The sequence below is a fragment of the Anabaena sp. CA = ATCC 33047 genome (assembly GCF_963870205.1).
Lineage (GTDB): Bacteria > Cyanobacteriota > Cyanobacteriia > Cyanobacteriales > Nostocaceae > Trichormus.
Window position 1 is genome coordinate 222,634 of sequence record NZ_CAWMSA010000044.1, and the last position, 24,897, is coordinate 247,530.

17 protein-coding genes and 1 pseudogene are annotated in these 24,897 nt (G+C 42.8%); 12 read left to right on the top strand and 6 right to left on the bottom strand.

The annotated features are described in order from the left end of the window. Positions 1 to 98: 98 nt before the first annotated feature. Positions 99 to 1,352: an HhoA/HhoB/HtrA family serine endopeptidase gene (locus AACS98_RS12900; RefSeq protein WP_066380372.1), complete on the bottom strand. Its 1,254-nt coding sequence runs from the start codon at positions 1,350 to 1,352 to the stop codon at positions 99 to 101. 307 nt (positions 1,353 to 1,659) lie between these two features. Here AACS98_RS12900 and AACS98_RS12905 point away from each other — a divergent pair, with 307 nt between their 5' ends. The 5 genes from AACS98_RS12905 (at position 1,660) to AACS98_RS12925 (ending at position 7,067) form a co-directional block, all read left to right on the top strand. Continuing rightward, positions 1,660 to 2,805: a sulfate ABC transporter substrate-binding protein gene (locus tag AACS98_RS12905; protein ID WP_066380374.1), complete on the top strand. Its 1,146-nt coding sequence runs from the start codon at positions 1,660 to 1,662 to the stop codon at positions 2,803 to 2,805. A gap of 140 nt (positions 2,806 to 2,945) precedes the next feature. Next, positions 2,946 to 3,815, top strand: coding sequence for a sulfate ABC transporter permease subunit CysT (cysT, locus tag AACS98_RS12910; RefSeq protein ID WP_066380376.1), 870 nt, complete (start codon positions 2,946 to 2,948; stop codon positions 3,813 to 3,815). Beyond that, entirely contained in the window at positions 3,802 to 4,659 is an 858-nt protein-coding gene (gene cysW / locus AACS98_RS12915; RefSeq protein ID WP_066380378.1) for a sulfate ABC transporter permease subunit CysW, read from the top strand. Before cysT ends, cysW begins: the two co-directional genes overlap by 14 nt. Before the next feature lie 256 nt (positions 4,660 to 4,915). Further along, positions 4,916 to 5,926 carry a phosphatase PAP2 family protein gene (locus AACS98_RS12920; RefSeq protein WP_066380380.1) on the top strand — a complete coding sequence of 337 codons (1,011 nt, stop codon included), beginning with the start codon at positions 4,916 to 4,918 and terminating at the stop codon, positions 5,924 to 5,926. 403 nt (positions 5,927 to 6,329) lie between these two features. Then, positions 6,330 to 7,067: a hypothetical protein gene (locus AACS98_RS12925; protein WP_066380382.1), complete on the top strand. Its 738-nt coding sequence runs from the start codon at positions 6,330 to 6,332 to the stop codon at positions 7,065 to 7,067. A 44-nt stretch (positions 7,068 to 7,111) separates the two neighbouring features. Here the strand turns inward: AACS98_RS12925 and AACS98_RS12930 are convergent, their stop codons facing one another. Next, on the bottom strand, positions 7,112 to 8,260 hold the full coding sequence (locus AACS98_RS12930; protein ID WP_066380385.1) for a quinone-dependent dihydroorotate dehydrogenase: 1,149 nt from the start codon (positions 8,258 to 8,260) through the stop codon (positions 7,112 to 7,114). Between the two features lie 213 nt (positions 8,261 to 8,473). Here AACS98_RS12930 and AACS98_RS12935 point away from each other — a divergent pair, with 213 nt between their 5' ends. From AACS98_RS12935 to AACS98_RS12945, 3 genes are all read left to right on the top strand, one after another. Then, positions 8,474 to 11,338, top strand: a complete 2,865-nt coding sequence (locus tag AACS98_RS12935) for a sensor histidine kinase (RefSeq protein WP_066380982.1) — start codon at positions 8,474 to 8,476, stop codon at positions 11,336 to 11,338. Between the two features lie 212 nt (positions 11,339 to 11,550). Then, positions 11,551 to 11,706, top strand: a complete 156-nt coding sequence (locus AACS98_RS12940; RefSeq protein ID WP_082803655.1) for a DUF2256 domain-containing protein — start codon at positions 11,551 to 11,553, stop codon at positions 11,704 to 11,706. Between the two features lie 169 nt (positions 11,707 to 11,875). Then, positions 11,876 to 12,838, top strand: a complete 963-nt coding sequence (locus AACS98_RS12945; protein WP_066380387.1) for an isoaspartyl peptidase/L-asparaginase — start codon at positions 11,876 to 11,878, stop codon at positions 12,836 to 12,838. Positions 12,839 to 12,945: 107 nt separating this feature from the next. On the opposite strand, the gene glmU is transcribed toward AACS98_RS12945, so the two are convergent. From glmU to AACS98_RS12960, 3 genes are all read right to left on the bottom strand, one after another. Then, positions 12,946 to 14,298, bottom strand: a complete 1,353-nt coding sequence (glmU, locus tag AACS98_RS12950; protein WP_066380390.1) for a bifunctional UDP-N-acetylglucosamine diphosphorylase/glucosamine-1-phosphate N-acetyltransferase GlmU — start codon at positions 14,296 to 14,298, stop codon at positions 12,946 to 12,948. A gap of 86 nt (positions 14,299 to 14,384) precedes the next feature. Beyond that, a complete protein-coding gene (locus AACS98_RS12955) occupies positions 14,385 to 15,608 on the bottom strand; it encodes a response regulator (RefSeq protein WP_066380392.1) in 1,224 nt (407 codons plus the stop codon). Between the two features lie 673 nt (positions 15,609 to 16,281). Next, positions 16,282 to 17,187: a tRNA (5-methylaminomethyl-2-thiouridine)(34)-methyltransferase MnmD gene (locus tag AACS98_RS12960; RefSeq protein ID WP_066380393.1), complete on the bottom strand. Its 906-nt coding sequence runs from the start codon at positions 17,185 to 17,187 to the stop codon at positions 16,282 to 16,284. 80 nt (positions 17,188 to 17,267) lie between these two features. On the opposite strand from AACS98_RS12960, the gene AACS98_RS12965 reads away from it, so the two are divergent. Together AACS98_RS12965 and AACS98_RS12970 are read left to right on the top strand one after the other, a co-directional pair. Then, on the top strand, positions 17,268 to 18,086 hold the full coding sequence (locus AACS98_RS12965) for a sulfurtransferase (protein ID WP_066380394.1): 819 nt from the start codon (positions 17,268 to 17,270) through the stop codon (positions 18,084 to 18,086). 392 nt (positions 18,087 to 18,478) lie between these two features. Next, positions 18,479 to 19,651, top strand: a complete 1,173-nt coding sequence (locus AACS98_RS12970) for an RNA-guided endonuclease InsQ/TnpB family protein (protein ID WP_066380397.1) — start codon at positions 18,479 to 18,481, stop codon at positions 19,649 to 19,651. Between the two features lie 247 nt (positions 19,652 to 19,898). Here the strand turns inward: AACS98_RS12970 and AACS98_RS12975 are convergent, their stop codons facing one another. Next, on the bottom strand, positions 19,899 to 23,288 hold the full coding sequence (locus AACS98_RS12975) for a DEAD/DEAH box helicase family protein (protein ID WP_066380399.1): 3,390 nt from the start codon (positions 23,286 to 23,288) through the stop codon (positions 19,899 to 19,901). 530 nt (positions 23,289 to 23,818) lie between these two features. On the opposite strand from AACS98_RS12975, the gene AACS98_RS12980 reads away from it, so the two are divergent. Both AACS98_RS12980 and AACS98_RS12985 read left to right on the top strand, forming a co-directional pair. Beyond that, positions 23,819 to 24,634, top strand: coding sequence for a DUF4351 domain-containing protein (locus AACS98_RS12980; protein WP_066380401.1), 816 nt, complete (start codon positions 23,819 to 23,821; stop codon positions 24,632 to 24,634). After that, positions 24,628 to 24,891: pseudogene (locus AACS98_RS12985) on the top strand (DUF4351 domain-containing protein); the annotation flags it as partial. The gene AACS98_RS12980 and the pseudogene AACS98_RS12985, both read left to right, overlap by 7 nt. Positions 24,892 to 24,897: the final 6 nt, after the last annotated feature.

The window sequence follows — 24,897 nt, forward strand, 5'->3', positions numbered from 1 at the left end:
AAATGGCGAAACTCTTCTCCCCCTGCCCCCTGCTCCCTGCTCCCTGCTTCCTGCTCCCCTACCCCTCTAGCTTCCGCATCTCCCTTGTCTTTTTCTACTTACTGCACTCGCTGAGTAGGAAAAGCACCAGGACGTACAGCTAAATTGAGATTCTGCCCGTTGCGTTTTACTTCTACTTGTAATTGTCCGCCAATTTGAGTATTTTCTACTGCTCTTTGAACACTGGTAGCATCTTTAACTGATTGGCCATTGAGTCTTTGAATCACATCACCGGCACGTATCCCCGCTTTAGCAGCTGGTGAATTAGGGACGACTCTGACAATTAAGACACCTTTATCTTCATCCACAGTCAAACCACTATTGGGATCAGAGTTGATATTTTGCTTGATCTGAGGTGTTAAACTCACCATCTGAATACCCAAGTAAGGGTGCTGAACTTTGCCTGTAGCGATCAATTGGTTAGAAATACGTTGTACAGTTTTGATGGGAATGGCAAAACCTAAGCCTTGTGCGCCTCTAATGATGGCTGTATTCATCCCAATCACCTCACCACGGGCATTGAGTAAAGGCCCACCAGAATTACCAGGATTGATAGCTGCGTCAGTTTGAATATATTCTACACGCTTATCAGGCGCGCCGATTTGATTGCTGGAGCGTCCAGTGGCACTGATAATACCTGTTGTCACTGTATTATCTAAACCTAAAGGATTACCAATTGCGATCGCCCATTCTCCTGGTTGTAGGTTGTCAGAATTACCCAATGTGACTGCCGGCAAGTTATCAGCCTGAATCTTCACAACCGCCACATCTGTTAATTCGTCTTTTCCCAATACCTTACCTTGGAAGCTGCGTCCATCCTTGAGTATAACTCTCACCCTATCTGCACCATCCACTACGTGAGCATTGGTGAGAATGCTACCATCACGACTGATAATAAAACCGGAACCTGTACCCCGTTCTACCCTCTCTTGGGCTGGTGGCAGTTGTGAACCAAAGAAGCGACGGAAAAACGGATCATTAAACTCATCCGGTAAAGCTCTTCTCACTGTGCGAGAAGCCTCAATTCTAACTACAGCCGGGCCAACTTTCTGCACCACTTGGGTAACAAAGTTAGCATCTGTACCATTGGGTAAAGGTGGGGCTGCATCTACTCGACTCACAGCCAAGTTAGAAGCAGTTTTAGTCAGTTGCGGATTTCCAGCTAAATAACCACCGGCTAAAGTCATACCTGAGCCTAGCAGCACTAGCGAAAAGGAAGCCGCCGCCTTTTTCCAAGGTGCATGATTCTGGAGTTTGCTATTAGCAGAAATATTATTTAAAGGTTGTGATTCGTCGTGTACTTGGTTTTGCATAGCTGTCTGCAAGGATATTTATTTTATATGTATTCCCTATTGTAGATATCGTTTATGGCAGTTTTGTTGCACGCCTGTTGCAGTGTGATGAAAAATTAGTCATTAGTTATTAGTTATTAGTCATTAGTCATTAGTCATTAGTCATTAGTTTCTCTCCTCCGCTCCCCTGCTTCCCCTGCCTCCCCTGCCTCCCCTGCCTCCCCTGCTCCCCAATCTCCACTTGCCAATTTCACGAGTAGTCTGCAATTATCTATATATACACCTATAATTTTATCGACTAACCGTATTTTAATCAGGAGAGTGTGGGATGAGAGTGTGGCAGCGATTATTAAAGCAATTACAGCTAATTGCTAGGCAGAGAAGACATCCATTCAGCTTGAATACATTAACAGGCTTTGTGTCAGTGATGATAGTAGGGGCAATGTTGAGTGTCACCCTTGCTGCTTGCTCTGGGGGTAATCAAACAGCTACCTCTGGCGACACACCTACAGCCAATACTGTTGCTGCCAACAAGCCGAATGTAGAACTCACCCTACTTTCCTTTGCTGTCACCAAAGCTGCTCACGAAGCGATTATTCCCAAGTTTGTGGAAAAGTGGAAGCAAGAACATAACCAAACTGTCACCTTTAGACAAAGTTATGGCGCATCTGGTTCTCAAACTCGCGCCGTCATCGATGGCTTAGAAGCAGATGTAGTTCACTTAGCACTGGCTTTAGATACTCAAAAAATTGAGAAAGCTGGACTAATTGCCCCAGGTTGGGAAAAAGAAGTACCCAATAATGGTATAGTTTCTAAATCTGTAGCAGCAATCATTACTCGCCCAGGCAACCCTAAAGGTATTAAAGACTGGGCAGATTTAACTAAAGATAATGTTACATTAATCACTGCTGACCCGAAAACCTCTGGTGTTGCGCGTTGGAATTTCTTGGCATTATGGAATGCAGGGATGAAAATAGGTGGCGATGAGGCTAAAGCCAAAGAATTTGTCACTCAAGTCTATAGTAATGTACCAATTCTGAGTAGAGATGCACGAGAAGCAATAGACGCATTTGCAAAACAAGGACAAGGGGATGCTTTAATAAATTACGAAAACGAAGTAATATTGGCACAACAAAAAGGTAAAAACCTAGATTATATTGTCCCGGAAGTCAATATTTCTATTGATAATCCTATAGCTGTTGTTGATAAAAACGTTGATAAACACGGTAATAGAGAAGTAGCTGAAGCCTTTGTCAAATTTCTCTATACGCCAGAAGCACAGCAAGAGTTTGTCAAGTTAGGATTTCGTCCAGTCAATGAAACAGTAGCTCAAACCAAAGAAGTTACAGATAAATTTCCCAAAGTGAAAACTCTGGGGACTGCTGACGACTTAGGTGGTTGGCAAGCAATTGATCAAAAGTTCTTCGTTGATGGCGGTGTGTTTGATCAAATTCAAACCAGCATCAGAAGATAGGGCATCGATGCACAGGGCATTGGGCATTGTTGACGGTTGACTGGGTAAAAGTTCTTCTCCTCTGCTTCCTCCGCTCCTCCGCTCCCCCTGCTTGCTCATCTCCCTCATCTCCTGCAATCTTCACCAATATTGAATTGTCTATGACTATATCTCCTTCTGCCAAAGTTGAACGAAAAACTCCTGTTTGGAAGACATTGATCCGTCCAATAACGCAAATGCCTTGGACATGGCGCATTACTTTGGGATATCTGACAATTATGTTATTTCTCCCTATAGGTGCCTTGTTTCTCAAAGCTAGTACAGAACCACCGGCTAGATTTTGGGAAATTGCTACGAGTGATATAGCTTTAGCTACTTATAATGTTACCTTTGTCACTTCTTTACTGGCTGCATTACTCAATGGCATCTTTGGGACTTTGGTGGCTTGGGTGTTAGTGCGCTATGACTTTCCTCTGAAAAGAATAATTGATGCGACCGTAGATTTACCGTTTGCGCTGCCGACTGCGGTAGCTGGTTTAACATTAGCAACAGTTTACAGTAATAACGGCTGGATTGGTTCTTTGCTTTCACCCTTGGGGATTAAAGTCTCATTTACACGTTTGGGTGTTTGGGTGGCGATGGTGTTTATTTCGCTACCTTTTGTCGTGAGAACTGTGCAACCGGTATTGCAAGAAATGGAAATTGATATTGAAGAGGCTGCTTGGTCTTTGGGTGCTTCCCAGTGGCAAACTTTTTGGAAGGTGATTTTACCACCGTTGTTACCTTCGATTTTAACAGGTGTGGCTTTGGGTTTTTCGCGTGCGGTGGGGGAATATGGCTCGACTGTAATTATTGCATCTAATACACCATTTCAAGATTTGATTGCACCGGTGTTAATTTTCCAAAGGTTAGAACAGTATGACTATTCTGGTGCAACTGTGATTGGTGTTGTGTTGCTGATGATTTCCTTGGTGATGCTTTTAGGAATTAATTTATTACAAGCTTGGGCAAGAAGATATGACAATAAATAAGGAGTCTCAGATTAGTCCGTCGAACCCTCAACAAAAAAAGAGTTGGGTTCCCACAATTTTAATTGGGATTGCGATCGCCTATTTAGCTTTGATTCAATATATCCCGGCAATTAACGTATTTGTCCAAGCTTTCAGTCAGGGAATCGGGCCGTTTTTCCAGAACCTCAGCCGCACTGACTTTGTTTATGCTGCCAAATTAACGCTGATACTGGCATTGATAGCCATACCTTTAAATACTGTATTCGGTTTATGTGCCGCTTGGGCGATCGCTCGCCATAAATTCCCCGGTCGTGCTTTAGTATTAAGTATTATTGACCTGCCTTTTTCCATCTCGCCTGTAGTAGCTGGCTTGATGCTGGTGCTACTCTACGGGCGACAAGGGTTGTTTGGCCCTGTTCTACAAGGATATGATATCACAGTTATCTTTGGCTTACCGGGGATGGTACTGGCGACAGCCTTTGTGAGTATGCCCTTTGTCGCACGGGAAGTAATTCCTATTTTAGAGGAGTTCGGCAGCGACCAAGAAGAAGCCGCCAGAACTCTAGGAGCGAATGATTGGCAAATATTTTGGCGTGTTACCCTCCCTAGTATTCGCTGGGGTTTACTCTACGGTTTAATTTTGACTAACGCCAGAGCAATGGGCGAATTCGGGGCGGTTTCCGTTGTCTCAGGTAACATTGCTAACATTACCCAAAGCTTACCCCTGTTTGTAGAAGAAGCTTACAAACAATATGAAACCGAAGCCGCCTTTTCTGCGGCTGTACTTTTAGCATTACTCGCCGTTGTCACCTTGGTAGTCAAGGAAATTGTAGAACGGAAAACCCGCATTAAAGATGTAGAATAGGTTAGGGATTGTTGATTGGGGATTGGGGATAAACAAGCTAAAAGTCTTCGCGCCAGCGTCACGCAGTGAAGAATTATAGGGAAAAATTATTTAATTTTGAATTTTGAATTTTGAATTGATTTGTCCCCCTCAACCTTCTCTGTTCTGGAGAAGGTTTTTTAGTATTTGAGCGATCGCCTATACTAAGATACGGTGCTGTGAAGAGTGATGGCTGTGGGAATTGTATAGTAATTGTTCAAAATATACTTATCGGAAAATGAACGGGTATCTTCACAATCTCTCGAATGGTAATGGTTTAGTTGAAGCAATACATACGGCTGTCAAAGGTAGAGCCAGATTCAAAGTCAAAGGACTGCATCTTTCTCAGGCTTGCAAAAATTACATAGAATGGCGATTATCACAGGAAAAAGTCATTCACCAATTTAGTGCGAATCATCTCACAGGTAATGTACTGGTGATGTTTGCTCCAGATATTAGCCTGAGTGCGATCGCCTCCCTTCTGCAAAGTATAGTCTTAGACTACAGACTAGAAATTGCTCAACAATATGTCAGTACAGCAGCAACACCCATACAACTAGCAGCCGTACCCCTAGAGCCACAATTAAACCAACTCAACAGTCAACTGATTTTAGGTTCGGCGGCGGCTACCAGCCTGGTTTTAGGTAGTGGATTATTGTACAAGTATGCTCTCGATGAAAGCATTTTGTTAGGTATCCAAACCCTGCATACTCCTGTGCTTGATATCATCATCAAAGGTATCACTGCTTTGGGTGAACCATTAATTTTTCTATCAATTGGTTCAGCAATCGGAATTAATCTTTGGTACAACCAACGCCGTCGGGAAGCTACTACCCTAGGCATGGCAACAGTCGGTGCTGTAGGGTTAAATTTTTTGTTAAAAGAGATATTTAGAAGGGCGCGTCCCGCACTTTGGGATTACATTGTGAATGCGGTTCACTATAGTTTCCCTAGCGGTCATGCTATGGTTTCAACAGCAGTTTATGGCTGTATCGGCTATATTTTAGCGAAAGAATTTCCACAATGGCGCAAGCAAATTTTAGCCTCAACTACTGTGGTAATTTTGGCAATAGGTTTTAGTAGACTTTATTTAGGAGTGCATTGGCCTACAGATGTTTTAGCTGGATATGCCGCAGGTTTATTATGGTTAATTGCTTGTATTCTCTATCTAGAATGGGAGCAAAAATTTAGTTTTTCAGGCAATTTTACCCAGATATTACCAACATTAAAGGGAACAATTCATTCCTGATTTTGCCGGACAATATCGCCACTACTTGCTGCTCACAAACGCTAATTCAGCCACTAAGTGCAATATAGAACCTATTGATTGAGCTAGCTTGTTTAAGAGAATCATTTGTAGTATAAATATGGTATATGTGATGATTACGGTATAGCCGTAGTCACTGACGTTAGGAAATTTTTCCAGCGTGAATACTAGGCAGAGTAAGATTTTGCCTAATGCCTCCTGCCTCCTGCCTCCTTGCTTGTGGTTTTTTGCCGAAAATATAGGTTTTTTAGTTTTCTAACATCAAAGTTAAGGATGCTTTTGCCGATTTTTAGCTTGACTTTGCCAAAATATACAAAAACCTGTACCACTTTTTGCCAATATAATATAGTATTTCCCAAAAAAAATTCGCTTGGCAAAAATCGGCATGAGTGAAAAAACAATCGAAGGTAACGGGAAAGGCTTTCTCGTTCTCCTTTTGCCAATATCGTTTGTGATTATTTTCCTGGTGACTGCCTGGAAATTTTTGCTGTCGCTGCTTGTGTTGCTGATTGCTTTAAATGTTTGGCAACAATATCAATGGCAACAGTGGTGTCAGCGAGTTAACCCAACTTTTAGTCAGTTGCTGCGAGAAAATCAGGGCAAGATTACACCGGTAGATTTGGCGATGCGGGGGAATTTTCCCGGCGCAAAAGCAAAACGCTATCTAGATAGTAAAGCCTCGGAATTTGGTGCCAGCATACTACCGACTGAAGAAGGCGGTGAAGTTTATTACTTCATTACGGGTAATGTTCTGGGTAATATTCTTGACAGTAGCGAGCCTGTCAAACCTGTAGCGATGCCACCCTTGACGCAGGAGGCGCGATCGCTATTAGCACCACCACCGCCAACTCCAGAACCAATTGCCGCCGAACCAGAAGAGGAATTACCAGCACCAGCAGTTAATCAAGCAGCCAAACCAGATTTAGCAAAACAGTTAGTGTTTGGCTCTCTGATTCAATCAGAACTAGCTAAACGGCTGAATGTTTACTCCAGCACTGTATATAAACGGCGCAATGATCCCGACTTTCCTGAATGGAGTCGCAGCCGCGATCCTGATGGTATTGCTTGGACTTTTGAGGAAAAAACTAAGGAGTTCTTCCCCCTGGAGGAAAACGAAGCTTAATAGGATGAGGAGTAGGGAATATAGCTTTCTACTCCCCAATTTCCCTATTTTTCAATGTGCTTTTGACTTTTAAACTCTAAACCTACAGCTTCCGAGATAGAACTGAGGTGATTCTGTTCTAATTTAGACAGCAAACCCTCAAGAATGCGGCGTACCATCATTGGGCCTTCGTAAATCCAACCTGTATAAACTTGAATCAGGCTAGCACCAGCAGTAATTTTTGCCCAAGCATCATCCGGGGAAAATATACCGCCTACGCCAATGATGGGAATTTGCCCTTGGGTTTGCTGCCAAATAAATCTGATCACTTCCGTGGAGCGATCGCGCACAGGCGCGCCACTAATTCCCCCGGCTTCTTGCTCAGGTGAATTGCCAGTTTTGTCAATTATCTGAGTTTTGAGTCCCTGACGGCTAATAGTGGTGTTCGTGGCGATAATTCCTGCTAACTGGTAGGTTTTAGCCAAACTAATAATATCGGCGATCGCTTCCCATTCTAAATCCGGTGCTATCTTCACAAATAATGGTTTTTGTGCATTGTTTTCAGTTTGGAGTACATCCAAGATAGAACTGAGCATAGTAGCATCTTGGAGCGATCGCAAGCCTGGAGTATTAGGTGACGACACATTCACCACAAAGTAGTCGCCCAAATCTTTGAGCAAGCGAAAACTTTGGAGATAATCTTCGGCGGCGGCTTCTAGGGGTGTCACCTTCGACTTACCCAAATTGATACCTATGGGGATAGAAGTTAACTCTTGTTTTTCCTGAGATAACCTTTGAGCCATCACCGCCGCACCACGATTATTAAACCCCATGCGGTTGAGGACAGCCTGATCTAACGGTAAGCGAAATAAACGAGGACGGGGATTACCTGGTTGTGCTACAAATGTCACAGTTCCCAATTCCGCAAAACCAAAACCCATGCTTGACCAAATACCAGAGGCTACACCATCTTTATCAAACCCAGCTGCTAAACCTACAGGATTGGGAAATTGTAACCCAAATAAGTTTTGTTCTAGCCGGTGATTATTGAGACACAGAGACTTTTGTAACAGGTTCGGCAGCCAGTGATTACCAGTGTGATTTTGATGTGATAGCCAACTTAAAAGACCAATAGCTTGGTGATGCGACCACTCTGGATCTGCCTTAACTAAATTGAATAAAACCGGACGAACCGCAACTTGATAAATATCCATTGCTAATTTTACCTTTAAAAGCAAGAAGGCTCACGTCTCACCCGTTCGCGGTAGCGTTCCGTAGGAAAGGGGAGCGTGAGATGAATTGCGCGAGTCCAAGGTCGATGTAGGTAGTTCACCCAGAAATCTCAAGAAGGACTGGTAAAAGTATTATTCGGGGTAACTTTCTGGGCATCTTAATATATATTACAAGTTATGTTGACTAATAATCAGATGGGGCAGCCACAACCACCTACAGCCGCCGAACAACATATTCTTAACCTGGGGCGGGTTTTGCAAAGTCTCAGGGAAGAAGAAGATGTTGAAGTTCTGATTGAAAAGACTATTTCTTATCTTCAGCAGCAGTTTCATAACAGTCTGATTTGGATTGCCTTTTATGATCGCCGTAAACACACCTTGTTAGGCAAGGGCGGTGTCACCCTAGGTAATGAAGACAGCTTTTTCAGAAAACGGTTGGTGCTGAATTCGGGCGACTTATTAGAGCAAGCAGTGATTGAACAGTGTCCGGTGGAAGTGGCGGATATCCGCCAAGAACCCAGAATGGGAGAATGGCAAGAATTTGGTAAACAACAGAATATTCAGGGAACAAATGTTTTTCCGATCCGCTACAAAGACCGTTGTTTAGGGTTAGTATTAATTGCTTCCACAAATTGGGGTTATCTACTGCCAGAGGATGCCAAAGCTAGGTTGTTGATAGTGTTGGGGGAATTGGGAGCAGTCCTGTATCAACATGAAATCCTGTTGCAGCAACAGCAAAGCAAACGTCCTGATGAGCCGTTATTGAAATTATTAGACAATGTACGCAACCAGAATAATTTAGAGGAAAGACTCAAAGCAGTAGTAGAAGCCACCCATGAATTTGTGGCACCCAGTCGTACCAATATTTACTGGTTTGAAAGGCAAGGACGCTATTTTTGGTGTCGCATGAGCAGTCAGCTAGTCACAATCGCGCGAGACTCTCAGCGTGAACACCCAGCCGCAGGGATGACAGTACAAGAGTTGAGTGACTTTTATTATGCTTTGTCAGTCAATCAAATTGTTTGGATTGGTGACGCGCGCAGTTCCTTAACTAGCCATTTTACTGCTAAGTTACTGCAACGTTGGCGGGTGCGATCGCTCTTAGCGGCTCCCATCTTTTGGCAAAAAGATTTATTAGGGTTTCTGGCAGTGGAAGGTAACGAACCACGCATCTGGACAGAAGCCGATAAAAATTTTGTTCAAGGTGCGGCGGGATTAATCTCCCTGGTAGCTCCTACAGAAAAAATGGAAACTACCATTCAACAAATTCAAGAAGACTCCCAACTCACCAGCCAAGTTGCTCAAACTATCTACAGTAACCAAGACTTGAAAGAGTCATTACGGCTGTGTGCCGCCAAGGTATTACCGCGATTAGCAGCTAGCCGCTTTTTAGTTTTACAGTACGATTCAGACCGGAATAACTATCAAGTTGTTTATCAAACCCAACCCCATAATCGCCGACCTTTGGCCTTTGGTTTAAGTATTTTGACAGAAACCGACAGGCAAATGTTGAAATCGGCAAAAACCACAGTAGAAGTTGAGAACTTAGACGAAGACTTAAGGTTTTTTAACTGGCGGCCAACCTTGTTAGACAATGGGGTGCGATCGCTGTTAGTGTGCAACTGCGCTCAAGGTCATCAACCAGAGGCCATTTTACTAATTACCCACTCCCATCATCGCACTTGGACAACTCTAGAAAAAGAATTGCTATGGATTGTCAGCCAACAAATTGGCGTAATTTTACGGCAATGGCGATTAGTGGTGAATAGTGAACAGCAGCAACAGATTTTGCATGGTATCCAACAATGCCTGTGTATTTTGGAAGAAGCCCAAAGCGAAACATATCAAACAGAAAAACATGATCTAGAAACTACAGCCCTCACACAAATTGCATCTATTCTCGGTTGTCCGTTAGCATTCATGTTGTCTTGGGCATCTGGGCAGTCTCATGCAGAAATCATTCCCGGTGTAATTACTGACAGTCGTTTGAGAATAGACATCAATACAAAAATAGCTGTAGAGCATGAAGCCTTGATTCAGTGGGCATTAGCCACAGATGGTTACTTAAATTTAACGGTAAATGATTTACCACCAGAAACAAAAAAATGGTTAAATTGTACGTTAATCGGTAAGGTGATAGTCATAGCTTTACGTACTGCTGCCATCCATCAACCTACGGCTGTGATTGTGTTAGCAGACTATGCAGAAAGCTACTGGCCACAAAAAACCTTGAATGCCTTAGAAATTTTAATTGAGCAATTAGCTTGGTTGCGTCGTCAACAGCAAATCGGCACGTTTTTAGAGTCTACAACTGAACAATTACAACAACTCAATTGGTACAAACATCGTCGTCTAGAAGAAATTCACAGAACCACCAGACAATTACTCAATCAAGTTCAAGATTTGGGAATACCTACTAATGAACTAACTCAGACACGCTACCAATTATTGTGGCGACAGTTAGATCAAACTGCTACGGCAATGACGGGGCTACTCAAACAGGAACAATGGCAACTACACAAAAATAGTGAAACGATGGCTATAGCCAGTTTACTCAAGCGATCGCTCGAACGCATAGAGCCTTTACTCGAACACAAAAAACTCTGGTTAGGAATTCACGGTTTAGGACAATCAACGGAAGAACGGGAATCACACAATAGTGTTGCCTTATTCCCAGCCCTGAATCCCTCCGCCTATCTCTCGTCGATGACGATTGTAGGCGACATTGTGAAATTTGAATTAGTCCTGTACGAATTATTGCTTGCTGCCTGTCAGCGTTCTCCTGATGGCAGCAGAATTGATATTTGGTGTCGTCGCTTAGATGAGCAGTTCTTAGAGTTGTCAATCACAGATAACGGCACGATTGAATCCCAGGTATTCACCAAGTTACAGCAAAAAACACGCAAAGATGTTTTAGCTGTTGATCCATGTGAGCAACTACCACATCTACATTTACTCATCTGCCAACAGATAATTCAACAACTCGCCGGCGAATTAGATTTCTACCAGTTACCAGATCATCGAGTAGTTAGTCGCTTACTGTTACCCCTAGCTGTTTGATGAGACAATTTAGCATTTTGAATTGATTTGTCGCCAATCCCCAGTCTTGAATCCCTGTGTTAGTATCTTTTTGAGTCAATTATCCCAAATTCAGTTGATGGGGGGATGCGTACAAGTTTTCTGTTCAAAAGTATCTTCCTTGAGTAAGAATCTGGTTATAATTGTCTGCCATCTCTCTTAGAAATCTAATTCAACTTTGCACAGTTAATGATATGGGACGCTATCGTTCTAAATCTGACTTACCTACAAAAATCTGTCCGGTATGTCAACGTCCCTTCACTTGGCGGAAGAAATGGCAAGATTGCTGGGATGAGGTGAAATATTGCTCAGAACGTTGCCGTCGTCGGCGTTCTGATGCAACAACATAGGGGAACTGGGAATTGAAGCAAGGGAGCAGGGGCGCAGGGTGCAGGGCGCAGGGAGGAGAAGACTTTGCCTTTTTCTCTCTGCACCCTGCCCTAATTCCTCTTGCTCCCAGTCCTCATTCCCAATTCCTACAACAACCGCAACTTAAACTTAAACATCACAGGGGCATAGATGGATTCACAGGTACAACCAAAATTAATTATTCATGGGGGAGCTGGTAGTTCTCTCCACGGTAAAGGCGGATTAGAGGCAGTACGCCAATCGCTGTATGCTGTGGTAGAAGAAGTTTATGCTCTGTTATTGTCTGGAGTGAACGCTACAACAGCCGTAGCACGGGGTTGTCAACTGTTGGAAGATAATCCCCGTTTTAATGCTGGTACTGGTTCGGTGCTGCAATCTGATGGCCAAATCCGGATGAGTGCTTCTTTGATGGATGGAGGATCACAGCGTTTTAGTGGTGTGATTAATATCTCACGGGTTAAAAATCCGATTGATTTGGCAGAATTTTTACAAACTTCACCCGACCGGGTACTCTCAGATTATGGTGCGGCAGAATTAGCCAGGGAATTACAAGTACCTAGTTACAATGCTCTCACTGAGTTGCGGTTGCAAGAATGGATACAGGAACGTCAAGATAATTTTAAAAGAACGATGGCTGGGGTAGTAGCCGAACCAGAATTATTAGAACCTAGTAATGCCGGGCGCGGTACGATTGGTGTAGTCGCTTTAGATGCCTACGGTAAGCTGGCGGCTGGAACTTCTACAGGTGGTAAAGGTTTTGAACGCATTGGTCGGGTAAGTGATTCTGCTATGCCGGCAGGTAATTATGCTACGGGTTATGCGGCGGTTAGTTGTACGGGGATTGGAGAAGATATTATTGATGAATGTTTAGCCGCCAAGATTGTGGTGCGGGTTACTGATGGCATGTCTCTCAAAGATGCTATGAAAAAGTCTTTTGCTGAGGCGTATGAAAATCAACGGGATTTTGGAGCGATCGCCTTAGATGCTCATGGTGCGATCGCCTGGGGTAAAACCAGCCAAGTCATCCTCGCCGCCTTCCATGATGGCGTACAAATTGGCGACACTTTAGAACTGCCAGAAGGGACTGAGGTAGGCTGTACATTAGAGGGTTAATTGGGGATTGGGGATTGGGGATTGGGGATTGGAAGGGATTGGGGATTGGGGATTGGGAAAGAATTTCTCCCCCATCTCCCCCATCTACCTCATCTCCCTCATCTCCCCTACTGCTGACTCTTATTCCGCCAACCGGGTTTAACTACTTGACGAGAACGAGCCACCACTAAACAATCATCAGGTACATCTTCTGTCACAGTAGAACCAGCAGCCACGTAGACATCATTACCCAAGGTGAGGGGAGCTACTAACACGCTATTAGAACCTGTTTTTGAGCGATCGCCGATGATGGTGCGGTGTTTTTTCACGCCGTCATAGTTGGCGGTGATGGTTCCTGCCCCAATATTGACTTGATTTCCGGCGGTTGTATCACCCAAATAAGACAAATGAGCAACGTTGGTGCGATCGCCTATCTGCGTGTTTTTCAATTCGACAAAGTTACCGATGCGGCAATTGTTACCAACTTGAGCATGACCCCGTAAATGAGCATAAGGGCCGATTTTGGCTCCTGCTTGGATGATGCTATCTGTAACTACGGAGTAATGCACGGTAACATTTTCACCGACTTGGCTATTTTCAATCAAACTACCAGGGCCGATACGACTGCCAGTTTGAATCACAGTGTTGCCCCGGAGATGAGTTTGCGGTTCAATAATCACATCTGGCTGTAATTCTACAGTATCATCAATAGTAATGCTGTTGGGGTCTACTAGAGTGACACCAGCTAGCAACCATTTTTCCTTGACTCGCCTCTGTAAAATTTCGGTTGCTGTGGCTAGTTGCAAGCGGTCATTTATACCCAAAATTTCCTGTTCATCTGCCACATCTACCGCCATTACTTGACCTACCTGGGTGACAGCATCGGTGAGATAATATTCTTTCTGGGCGTTGTTAGCCTGTAAATGGGGTAGAACCTCGGCTAAATTCTGCCAACGAAAGCAATAAATCCCGGCATTCACTCGTTGATTTTGTCTTTGGGCTGGAGTACAGTCTTTTTCCTCGACAATTTGCTGTACAAAGTTTTCATCGTTGCAAAAAACCCGCCCGTAGCCTTTAGGGTTAGGTAAATAGGCTGTGAGGATAGTGGCGGCGTTTTGATGTGCTTGGTGAGTTTGTAATAACTTTTCTAAGGTTGCGGTGCGTAATAGCGGCACATCCCCATTCAGTACCAGTAAATCCCCATTGTAACCCTCTAGGTGGGGCAGTAATTGTTGGATGGCGTGACCTGTTCCCAGTTGTAGAGTTTGTTCAACAAACTCCAACTCAGGCGCATCGATAGCGGCTTTAACTTCTTCACCCTGATACCCGACAATCACCATTCGCCGTGACGGTGATAGTGGTTCGACACTTGCTAGCACCCTTTCCACTAGCGATCGCCCACCCAAAGAATGTAAAACCTTGGGTAAGCTGGATTTCATTCTGGTGCCACGTCCTGCTGCTAGTATTGCTACAACTACCATAATTAGCTACTGCACTTGCTACTTTAAGATGTAGGCTCAAATAATACCAGCTAATCATCATAGTCCAACAACAGACTGCCGATAACCTAAGCTGACTGACGCTGTAAGGTGAGAATAAACTGGGCAAACTGCTTGACAAGCTGAGGATTACGCCAACCAGACTCAGTTTCTTTGAGAATGACACATAATGCTTCTTCGGAACTAAAAGCTCGTTTGTAAGGGCGATCGCTAGTCAGGGCATCGTAGATATCAATTATCTGAAATACTTGTGCTAGATAAGGTATTTCATCTCCCTTGAGTTGATCTGGGTAGCCAGAACCATCCCAACGTTCATGATGATGGCGAACAATCGGAATCACTCCCCGCATACTACGTAGTGGTTTACAGATTTTTTCCCCAATCAATACGTGTTGTTTCATTACCGCCCAATCTTCAGGGGTGAGTTTGCCTGGTTTGAGCAATACTGCATCGGGAATTCCCACTTTACCAATATCGTGAAGATAACTACCCCATCTTAAATCTCGCATTTGGTAACGTGAAAGATGCAGATACTCACCAAAAGCTTGTCCTAGTTTGACTAGCCGTTCACAATGATCACCCGTATTCGGATCACGACTTTCAATCGCCCTAGCTATAGAAAATAAAACTTGTTCTGCATGATCTAAGTCTTCATTTAACCGCTTCTGTCGGATTAAAGATTTAACACGCGCTACTAATTCTACACGATCAAACGGTTTAATCAGAAAATCATCGGCTCCGACTTCAATCGCCCGGATGCGCGATCGCCTATCATTTAAAGCTGTAATAAAAATTATCGGTATGAGTCTGGTATGTTCATCTTGTTTCAGTATTTGACAGACTTCAAACCCGTCCATTCCCGGCATCATCACATCCAGTAAAATTAAATCGGGTTGTTGTTGCTTCACCAGTTCCACAGCTAAAAAACCACTATTCGCCTCAATCACTGTGTAGCCTTCCATCGCTAACAGTGCCACAGCAGTCATTCTACTAGCAGTATGATCATCCACTACTAATACTTGCGCTGATTCAGCATCAAAGCTATGGTTTTGATTTGTTGGGCTTTGTATAGTTCTGGAAATGAAACTGTCATAACCAGGATTCAGCCAAGAATTTACTTTTTGGCTTTCTGCAATGATCAAATCTTCTGGAGATAAACCCAAGGAATAATCTGGTTCATCATGACATTCTCCGGCATGATTAGCAGCTACACTATTAACCTTACTTGGGGGATGAGACCCACTTAACTGCTGTTCAGTAGAGCCTGTATAGTCACTACTAATTTTAATCACAGAAGTACCCCAATATTGAATAATAATTTAACAGCCTTCGATGGACAAACCATCTGATTATTTAATTGTCAATCTGACCATTTTCTTGCACCATCTTAGATTGCTAGCTTGAGTAATCCCCACAAATATTTATGTGTTTTGAGAACAGCGAGAATCTACCTAGAGGAATTGCCTTATGTAATTTACCTGTTTTTCATGCCAGGATGATCAATATTCACAAATGTTAAATCATGATTTTCACTGGGATTGTTGAGCATAGTTTCCCCAGCAACAACAATACTGGACTAAGCTAGATCAAAGTGGGGTGATTTGAGTCTAAGTTATGATTTTAGGCGATAAAATTTCTGATTTTGGTATAATAATTTTCGTGTATCATCGTTGGTTGCGAATCATCAATAATGATTGCATCTTAAGATACAAAGCTTTGAACAATCAGTTTATTTACACAAAATTAATAATTCCAGTACCGTGAACTGGCGGAAAATTCGGGACTTCCAAAGCCAAAAATCTCCAAAATGTAGGGTGCGTCAGTATGAATATTTTCTTAGTATAGCTAGGGTTTCTCGTACTGACGCACCCTACTAACTGTTCCCTGTTCCCTGTTCCCTGTTCCCTCTTAATCAGTTACCCAGAAGAAAATACTCAAAGCAATACTGATAATCAATATAACTACTTACGTATAATTACTGTGTGACCACCGTTTTCGCCAACGGGAAGTAGGCTCAAGCTTGCTAGCTTGTTGTTCTTGTTGTCGTCGCTGCAAGATGACATCAGCAGAATCGTTTAATTGCGGATCACGATAGGGAATAGCGGCACGAGTCAGCAAATGTTCTTGTTCGGCTAGAGAGAGGGAAGGCAGGGCTGGGTGCGCTTCTGACTCTGGATGTTTCGGATAGGCTGCCACAGTTCCAGGTGTGCGCCTCCCCACTGGTGGAGTTGAACCTATTTGTAAGCCAGCAGTTAACAGGGCTGTACGTACCGCCGCCGCACAAGAATAAGTTGCTAGTAAGCCATCTCGGTGTAAACACAGAGCAACTTTTTGCAAAAATTCCACAGTCCATAGTTGAGGACACTGAGGCGGCGAAAATGGATCTAAAAAAATTGCATCAGCCTGGAAACCTAATTGATGTAATCTCTTAATTGAGTCTCTAGCATCACCAATTAATAGTTTGGCGTTGAGTCTTGGTGTCTGGACTTGTTGCTCAAAAGCCAATGTTTTTAAAATAGGCGTATGTTCATAATTCCAGTTATCTAATACATCATGCTCTATTGCTGCTTGCGGCACAGATGGATTCAGTTCTACACCGATTAATTCTACATAACAATTGGGATTTACTGCCCAAATTGTCTGCAAAGCGGCGGCTGTGTTGTATCCTAGACCATAACAAATATCTAACAGGTGTAAAATCGGTTTTTGAGCAGCGTCTCTGAGTTGGGTAGGACTGACAAATTTGAGAAAACTTTCCTGTTTGGCTCCGAAATGACTATGAAAAGCTTCTCCAAACTCTTGGGAGAAGAATGTAAACGAACCATCGCCTGTGATTTGTGGTGCAAAAGTGGTAAATTCTGGTGTTGTCATGTTGCTAAAAATCAGAAATCATCAAGAAAAATCAAATTTAATTTTTTGCAGTTGCTAGTTGTATATTATTGTGAACTTATATGGATAATCATCAATTTGTTGTTTCCCCAGCCTGGCTTTTGCAACACCTTCAAAACCCAGATGTGGTCATTGTAGATTGTCGCTTTTCTTTAGCCGATCCACAACTAGGGCGAAAGCAGTATGAAGCCAGTCATATCACTGGGGCTTACTATTTAGATTTGAATTTGGATCTTTCTAGCCCTGTGGGTAAACATGGTGGGAGACATCCTTTACCCAACCCGGAGGAATTAGGGCAGAAATTAGCAGCTATTGGAGTAGAGTTTCAAAAAACTCTGGTTGTCGCCTATGATGACTCACGCTTGGCGTTTGCGTCTCGTCTGTGGTGGTTGTTGCGCTATTTCGGACATCAACAAGTCGCCGTTTTGGATGGTGGTTTTAGCCAATGGCAAACAGCAGGTTATCCGATTACAGATATCATTCCTCAAGCTCAAACAGCTAATTTTACTCCCCAAATTCAAACGGAATTGGTGGTGGATATTGAAGCTGTCAAAAATCTTAAGGATTTACCGACGGTAGTTTTGGTAGATTCGAGAGAAGGCGATCGCTATCGTGGTGAACGAGAGTCAATTGATAAAGTTGCAGGTCACATTCCTGGGGCTGTAAATTACCCTTGGAGCGAAGTTACAGATGCTAACGGTAATCTAATCACACTCACACAACACTGTCAACGCTGGGAAAATCTCCAACAAGCCGAGGAAATCTTAGTTTATTGTGGTTCTGGTGTGACAGCCTGTGTCAATCTCCTTTCTCTAGAGTTAGCAGGGATTCATACAGGTAAACTTTATGCTGGTAGTTGGAGTGATTGGATTAGTTATTAGTCATTAGTCATTAGTCATTAGTCATTAGTCATTAGTTATTAGTTATTAGTTATTAGTCATTAGCTAAATCAAAAAGAAGCCCCACATCTGACCCGATAGGGCAGTGTGGGATGAATTTTTGGGTGATGACGAATTGACCCACAACCAATTCAATCCGCAGGATTGAATTGGTTGTGGGTCGATGAGGAATCACCAATTCTAACTTTGAGCGAGTCAATAAAATCTTCAATTACATGAGTCATCGTCTTATCGTTTTGACTTGCGTATAATCTTAATTTATTTAATCTGCGTTCAGATATCCTTAAATTTAATGTTTTGCTTTTCATAAATGCCAGTACAACGTCGTTACACTTATGTTATGCTAAACATAGGTCGAAAACAAGGATAAGGCAATGAAAACCTCATACCAATACAAAATCAAACCCACTAAAGAGCAAGCAGAGAAAATAGATAAAACGCTGGATATGCTGCGTTGTCAGTATAATTATCTGCTTGCTCAGAGGTTTGACTGGTATGAACAAAATCGTTGTCCTATCGATAGATGCCCATTAATTTGTCATTTGCCGGAGTTAAAAGAGCAACCCAACTATTACAAACAAAAAGCTTCTCTAGTTCAACTTAAAATTGATAGACCTTGGTACAAAGAGATTCACTCTCAAGTATTACAGGAAGTTCCTAAAAAAGTTGAGATAACTTTTGAGCGATGGTTAAAGGGTGATGTTAATGGTAAAAAGTCTGGAAGACCTAGATTCAAAGGAAAAAGTCAATATAAAACTTTTACTTATACCCAATTCAAACGGCATCATTTTGTTAATAATAAAATCACACTGTCAAAAATTGGAGATGTTAAGGTAATTGTTCATCGCCCCATACCTGATGGTTTTGAGATTAAAACTGTATCTGTTACTAAAAAAGCAGACGGTTATTATGTCACTCTCAGCCTTGACGACAAGACGGTTCCCACAATTAATCCCGATTTCAATCCTGATAATATTGTTGGAATCGATGTAGGTTTGATTGATTTTTATGTAGCTTCTGACGGTTCTAGAATTGCTGCACCTAAGCATTTACGCAAAGCTGAACATAAATTAAAATCAGCACAACGTAAGGTGTCAAGGCGAAAAAAAGGTTCTAATAGACGAAAGAAAGCTATCCAAAAACTGGGTAAACAGCATAAAAAAGTTGCTGATACCCGTAGAGATTTTCACTTTAAAGCAGCTAAATCACTTCTTGATAAGTATGATGTTGTTGCCGTTGAAAAACTGAATGTTAAAGGACTTGCTAAAACAAGGCTAGCTAAAAGTGTCAATGATGCCGGATGGGGACAGTTTGTAACAATACTTTCAAACAAAGCCGAAAATGCTGGTTTGAAGGTAATAGCTGTAAATCCAAATGGTACTAGCCAAGAATGTTCTAACTGCGGTCACAAAGTTAAAAAGCCGCTATCTCAAAGAATGCACAATTGTCCTGTTTGTCATACTATTTTGTGCAGGGATTTGAATGCGGCAATAAACATAAAGGCGCGTGGGACGCACGCCCTCAAAGCTCAATTAATGTCCTCATAGGGGAGTCATTGAGAAGCCCACACTCACCCGTTCGCGTAGCGTCCCGTAGGGAAGGGGAGTGTGTGGAGTACGTCACTTGGAAACAACCCCTATTCCCCTATTCCCTATTCCCTATTCTCTGCCTAAACAACTACAATAATTGTTTAAGCGGACGATATCACATTAAATTAGGGACTTCCAGATAAAAAAATTTCAAAATCTTGTAGAGACGTTGCATGCAACGTCTCTACACTCTAGTCTGGTTAACTTACGCTGCGCCGAATTCTTTGCCCACCATCGCATTAAAAGAACTTACTATAGAGATAATTTGGTCAGCATCATCAGGTTCAAACACTCCATCTAATCCTTCATAGTGCAAGTCTGTAAAGGGTGGTTCATAAAGTAACCCGGCATCCATCACACCGTTTTGGGTTAAATAATCAATGATGGTGTTAACAAAACGGATTTGAGTGGCATTAAAGTTACTACCCTCTAAATATTTAGCAAATGCTTGTTTGGCTGCGTTTCTGTCTAACCCTACCAGTTGACGAATGAACAGCTTCAGATTTTTACCGTAAACTTCTTCAAACCGTTCTCGACTTTCAACTGCTTCTGCATTAAATAGTAACTCCTCCAAAGATGCTAAATCTGCATCAGTTAAGGGTACGTTACGTTTCAGTTTGGCGATCGCTATCTGATTCTCATGTTCCCGAATATACGCCTCTACTTTCTTGCGGTATTGGTAGGGACTAAATCCCGTCTGTCTCATCGGGATATTAGCTTCTGTAACTTCCCCTAACTTATCCTCAAAGTCTGTGTAAACTATAACTTGCTTTTTCGGGTCAATAAACTTCACTAAATCCCGCAGTTGATGACGCATCTGCTCAATTATCTCAGGTGTGATATCTAACCACCATGTTTCTGTTTGGATGTCTTCAATCAGGGCGAGTTTGGCTTTCACCATTGGGATAGTCTGCTTTTCTTCCAACTGATGCAACAAATCCCTGACTTGATCGCGTAGCTTGATAAAATCTTGAGACTTGTTCATCACAGCAATTTGCAGTTTGAGACAGAGTAAATCAAACCGTTTAGCTGGATGATTCTCTTGGGGTAAACCGTTGGGAAGTGGGGCTAAAGATTGAGCAATGTTGTCTATATCTGCATTATTCAGATTATCCCAGCGCGATCGCTCTGAAAACTCCTCTACCTGTTGTAAGTGACGGCGAACTAAAAAGTTATCTCGCGCCATTGTGGCTACGTGCTGATGTAAGTCGTCTAGTAATCTACTGCGTAACTGGTTTGGTTCAGGGTTGTTAGTTTCTCGGCGCAGTAATTCACTCAACTCTAACCGGGTTCTCACCAGTTTAGTTGTGATGCTGTCGCTGGGTTTCTGTTCTGATTCGGCAATCTGCTGATTGAAGTAATCAAAGTTACTGCACAGGTCAAATACTAAAAACTCGGTCTTATGATTGTCTACGCCAAATAAATCACGACACAGGCGAGTCCCACGCCCAATCATTTGGTTAAACTTCACCAGTGAATATACAGGCTTGAAAAATACTAAATTTACCACTTCGGGAACATCAATACCAGTGTCGAGCATATCTACAGACACCGCTATTGTGGGTTGTTTATGGGCTTCGGAAAAGTCATCTATCAGGCTTTGGTTGTAAGTAATTTCGCTGTGAATGACTTGAGCAAATTCACCTCGATAGTGGGGATAGTTAAGATTGAAGCGTTGGACGATAAACTCGGCGTGCTTTTGATTACGGGCGAAGATGATAGTTTTACCGAGGCGATCGCCACCTTCTACTTTGAGTCCCCGTTGCATCAATAACTCTAAAGCTTGATCCACTGTACTGATGTTAAACAGCCAGTCATTCAGGGCGGCGGCGTTGATTTTGTCGGGAATCGCTCCGGTTTCCTCGTCGCGGAATCTGTCTTCATATTCTTCCTGTTCGGCTGGGGACAAGTCAGCGTATCTGATACCAGTACGCAGGAAGCGGAAAGGCACTTGTACCCCTCTACCGGGGACTAGATAACCATCAGCGATCGCATCCCGCAATTCATAAGCAAAGGTAGGAACTCCCGCCTCTAAGTCAAAGATGCGGTAGGTGTCGCGGTGAACTTCATCACGGGGGGTAGCAGTTAACCCCACCAGCAGCCCATCAAAGTAATCAAAGATAGCCCGATACTTGTGATAAATTGAGCGATGCGCTTCATCCACAATGATTAAATCAAAATGTCCAGGGCCAAAAATGCGTTTGTCGCCATCGTTGCGGTTGATGCGGTTTAACATTGTCGGATAGGTAGACAGCACCACATTATCAGTTGGGGTTGCCTCGTATTTGGTGATGTCTACGGCGGTGGCAGTGGGTAAGTGAGATTTAAAAGCCCGCAATGCTTGAGTAATTAAGGCGTTGCGGTCTGCCAAAAACAAAACGCGCTTTACCCAATTAGCACGCATCAACAAATCAACCAATGCGATCGCCGTGCGAGTTTTGCCTGTTCCCGTCGCCATCACCAGCAAAGCCTTGCGTTCTTTTCTGTCGTCAAAGGCTTCGGTAATGCTGCGAATCGCTAAAGTTTGGTAACTGCGCTCAACAATAGCCGGATTGATATTTACCAAATGCAACCGCTTGCGGTGGGTGCGGCGAAAAATTAACCGTTCTAACTCATCTTTTTTAAGAAAACCCTCGATTTCACGAGGCGGATAACTCACATCATCCCAAATCCAATACTTGTAACCGTTGGTGTAGAAAATCACCGGACGCTGTTGAAAACGAGCTTCTAGACAGTCAGCGTAGAGTTTAGCTTGGTGTCTCCCGGTTTCTGGACTTTTACGGGTGCGTTTCGCTTCCACCACCGCCAGAGGTTTACCATCATCACCCCATAGTACATAGTCTACTCGTCCCCTGCCCGTATCGTTAGGCATTCCCTCAACTTCGTACTCTGTGCAACCGGATTGATTGATATTCCAACCCGCTTCTTTGAGCAGAACATCAATTAAATAGTGACGGGTTGCGGCTTCGTTGTAATTGTGGGTGTCGGGAACCGCGAGATTTTGCTGTTTGAGGGTAGCCATTTTCCCCTTGAGGGCTGTTAACTCCGCCTCAGTTTGCTGCTGTCGTGCTTCCGCGATGCGGCGCATTTCTTCACTCAGGGAAAGTTGCGTTTCTAAAGCTTGCAACTGTTCTACAGACAAGTCTGAAATGTTCGGTTGAGTCGCACAGGGAATTAAGTCACGGTCAAAGTTGACTGCGGGATGATTTTTGATATCCTCAGAGTAAGAGCGTGACAGCCAGTAGAGGAAATGAAACAGTTCTTCGACTAGGTGCAGAGAATCCTTTTCTGTAATAGTTGTCGATCTATGGACTGCAATATTACCCATTTTGTGGATAGCGCGGACTTTAGCAAACAGCCCTGGTTTGAGGTTGTTTTGAAAAGTTTGTTCGTGGATGAGCGTCCCTAAATTGTTGTCATAGGGTAGTTGCAGATTAGCATCATAAGCATAAAGCCAGTGGACAGCTTGCTCTAGGGTGAAGCGACAATAAAAGCAACTGGCACGGGGAGCGGTGTAAACTAGGCTTTCGGCTTCTTTGGCGTGTTGAAACAAACCAGGGTAACGTTTTTGGAGAAAGTCAAAGTTAGATGCCATAAATACCCGCTTACTTCCACAGTTTACCATTAATGATGTATTTAAACAGTATAAACTATAGCTGAATAGGGCAGTATGTTCATCAGTGAAATTAAGCAAGACAAAAAAATTCTCCCCTATCAATGTAGAGACGTTGTATACAACGTCTCTACATTTGTAGTTGGCTGTGCATCACCTGACGATGATTGAGAATGGTGCAATATTTGATTTACCAATAATAATATTGGTGTAAAATCGGGTATTAATTGTGAGTTTTGTAGTATTGTAGGGTGCGTCAGACTGATTAAATACTGTGAATAAATATATTATTGCTATCTGACGCACCCTACTGATATGCCTACGGGACGTTACGCGAAGCCGTAGGCTATTGCGAATTGGTGTAAAATTGGGTGTAATACCAAGTCTCTATGAAGTTGCACAGAAATACAATGTAGAGACGTTGCATGCAACGTCTCTACAGCGCATAATAAAGTTCCCTGTTCCCTACCCCAACAGATATGATAACTATTCAAACGGACATGGTATAAGTTGTGAGTTTTGACAACGTTTGTAAAGCTTTAGCTGAAAAATACCCAGAAGAATTTGTGAGTTGGTTACTGGCTGAAGTACCGACAACAGTTGAGGTACTGAAAACAGAATTGAGTTTAGAACCAATTCGTGCTGATTCTGTGACATTTCTGCAAACAGCCAATCGAATTTTACATATTGAATTTCAAACCCGCACCATCTCAAATCCGCCGCTTCCATTCAGAATGCTGGATTATTCCGTCAGGTTAATCCGTCAATATAATGTCCCTGTGACACAGGTGGTAATTTTTTTACAAGAGACAAATAACGAAGTTGCTTTTACTGAAGAATATGTCAATGAAACAACCACTCACCGTTATCGAGTTCTGCGGATGTGGGAGCAAGAATCAACAAGATTTCTAGATAATCCTGCATTATTACCGTTAGCACCATTAACACAAACAACCTCACCGCAAAGGTTACTATCCCAGGTTGCCCAAAGTGTTGCTAGAATTTCTGATAGGGATACTAGACAAGATATTGCAGCTTATACAGAGATTTTAGCGGGTTTGAAGTTTGAAAAGGGATTGATTAGGCAATTTTTAAGGGAGGATGTCATGCAGGAGTCGGTGATTTATCAGGATATTTTACAAAAGGGAAAGCAACAAGAAGCTCTGAGTTTTTGTATGTCTTTACTTGAAGAACGTTTTGGTAATATTGATGCGTCAATTATTGAGCAAGTCCAAGTTTTAAGCAAGGAACAGTTAGAAGCTTTAGGTAGACAGCTTTTGAGAATTTCATCGATAGATGATTTAGTAATTTGGCTACAGCAAATTTAATTCTTCAGTTATCAAGCGAAAATGCGATGCAGGAGTCGGTGATTTATCAGGATATTTTACAAAAGGGAAAGCAACAAGAAGCCTTTCGGTTTTTGATGCGTCAATTAACTCGGCGTTTTGGTGAGATTGACTCGTCGATAATTGAACGGTTACGAGTATTATCTACTGAACAATTGGAAGTATTAGGAGAGGAATCTATAGATTTTTCTGCAATATCTGATTTGGTAGTTTTACTAGAACAGCAGGAAAGTAATTGAGTTGAA